We start from the raw sequence: 2,270 nt of genomic DNA on the forward strand, positions 1-2,270 counted from the left end.
GCCACCTTCTCCCCCTGTGGGAGAAGGTGGCCGAGCGAAGTTCGGACGGTTGAGGGGTGCTCCAGCTTGGCGCAAACCCGTGTCCAGAACATCGACGCCTCTTTCCTTCCAACGCCCCTCATCCGTCTCGGCGCTGCGCGCCGATCCACGTTCTCCCACAAGGGGAGAAGGGGAGAGGCCCGCATGACCCTCGGCGCCAGCATCACTCCCGAAGGCATCCGCTTTGCCGTTTGCTCCTCATCGGCCAGACGTCTTTGGGTCTCGCTCTTCGACGATAGCGGCGCGCGCGAGATCGACCGGCTGGAACTCAACCCGGAAGGCGAGGGCGTGCATGCACTCCTTGTCCCCGGCCTTGGGAACGGCACGCGTTACGGTTTTCGCGCCGACGGCGACTATGCGCCGGAGCGCGGCCTCTGGTTCGATCCGAACAAGCTTCTCATCGATCCGTATGCCGTCGAGGTCGATCGTCCATACCAATATCACTGGAGGCTGGCCGCCAAACGCAATGAAGGCGCCGACACGTCCTCGCTCATGCCAAAGGCAATTGCTCATTCCCTGCCCAAACCGCAGCCGCCCCAGCCGCCGCTGTTCCGGCCCGGCGGCCTGATTTACGAACTCAACGTCCGCTCCTTCACCATGCTGCATCCGGACGTCCCCGAGGCCCAGCGCGGCACCATCGCGGCGCTTGCCCATCCGGCTGTCGTCGAGCATCTGAAGCGTCTCGGCGTTTCCGCCGTCGAGTTGATGCCGATCACGGCCTCGATCGACGAGCGCCATTTGCCGCCGCTGGGGCTGAACAATGCCTGGGGCTACAACCCCGTCACCTTCATGGCGCTCGATCCCCGCCTGGCACCGGGCGGCCTGAGCGAATTGCGCGATACCGTCGCGGCGCTGAGTGAAGCGGGTATCGGCACGATCCTCGACCTCGTCTTCAACCACACCGGCGAAAGCGACCGGCTCGGGCCGACACTGTCGCTGCGCGGCCTCGACGCCCGGACCTATTACCGGCACATGCCGGACGGCCGACTGGCCAATGACACCGGCACCGGCAACACCGTCGCCTGCGACCACCCGGTCGTGCAGAGGATGGTGCTCGACACGCTGCGCCATTTCGTCCGCCATGCCGGCGTCGACGGCTTCCGCTTCGATCTGGCGCCGGTGCTCGGCCGCGTTGACGGCACGTTCGATCCGGAGGCGCCGCTTCTCGAAGCCATCGCCGGCGACCCCGTGCTCGCCGACCGCGTGCTGATCGCCGAGCCATGGGATATTGGCGCGACCGGCTACCAGCTCGGCAATTTCCGGCCGCCATACCTTGAATGGAACGACCGCTATCGCGATGACGTCCGGCGCTTTTGGCGCGGCGACGCGGGCGCGATCGGCGCTTTAGCCACGCGGCTTGCCGGCTCCTCCGATGTCTTCGGCAGGGCGGGCCAGCCGGTGAGCCGCAGCGTCAATTTCATCGCCGCGCATGACGGCATGACGCTGGCCGACATCGTTGCCTATGAGAAGAAGCACAATGCGGCCAACGGCGAGCACAATCGCGACGGCCACAATGACAATCTGTCGTGGAACAACGGTGTCGAGGGCGAGACCGATGACGCCGAAATCGCCAAGGCCCGCTTCGGTGACCAGCGCGCGCTGCTTGCGACGCTCTTTGCCTCGCGCGGCACCATCATGCTGACCGCCGGCGACGAGTTCGGCCGCACACAGAAGGGCAACAACAACGCCTATGCGCAGGACAACGCCATCACCTGGCTCGACTGGGCCGGCCGCGACCGGGCGCTGGAGCGGTACACAGCAGCGCTTGCGCAACTGCGCCGTGCCTTTCCGCCGTTATCCGACACGAATTTCCTGACCGGCAAAGCTGCAGACGGAATGGAAATCCCGGACGTCGAGTGGTTGACCGAAACCGGCGTGCCGCTCGGCGAGGCCGACTGGAACGACCCCGGCCGACACCGCCTCGTCATGATCCTCGGCGATAGCCAGCGCGGTCGCCTTGCCGTCATGGTCAATGGCGACCGCCGCCAATGCGTCTTCACCTTGCCGCTGCGAGATGGCTACGAGTGGCGTTCGGCGATCGACACGCAGGCGATCGACCTGGCGCGGCCGCTGCCCGGCCGCACCGTCAATTTCATGATCGAGCGCAGGGCGGCCGGAAACGCCCACGCCGGGAAGGGTTCGTAATGGCTGGTGGGAATGCCGAATGGTGGCGCGGCTGCGTGGTCTACCAGATCTATCCGCGCTCCTTCCAGGATACGACCGGCGACGGC

General features: G+C 66.1%; 1 protein-coding gene. It reads left to right on the forward strand.

The features are described 5' to 3' along the window. Positions 1-183 precede the first annotated feature (183 nt). Entirely contained in the window at positions 184-2,184 is a 2,001-nt protein-coding gene (gene glgX / locus EOA60_RS29480) for a glycogen debranching protein GlgX (RefSeq protein WP_095823756.1), read from the forward strand. Positions 2,185-2,270 lie beyond the last annotated feature (86 nt).

The organism is Mesorhizobium sp. M1A.F.Ca.IN.020.06.1.1 (assembly GCF_004023265.1).
In the GTDB taxonomy this organism is placed as follows: domain Bacteria; phylum Pseudomonadota; class Alphaproteobacteria; order Rhizobiales; family Rhizobiaceae; genus Mesorhizobium.

What these genes read in the sequence shown, in the direction of transcription:
- glgX (WP_095823756.1), top strand. Translation starts at nt 184, where the DNA reads ATGACCCTCGGCGCCAGCATCACTCCCGAAGGCATCCGCTTTGCCGTT.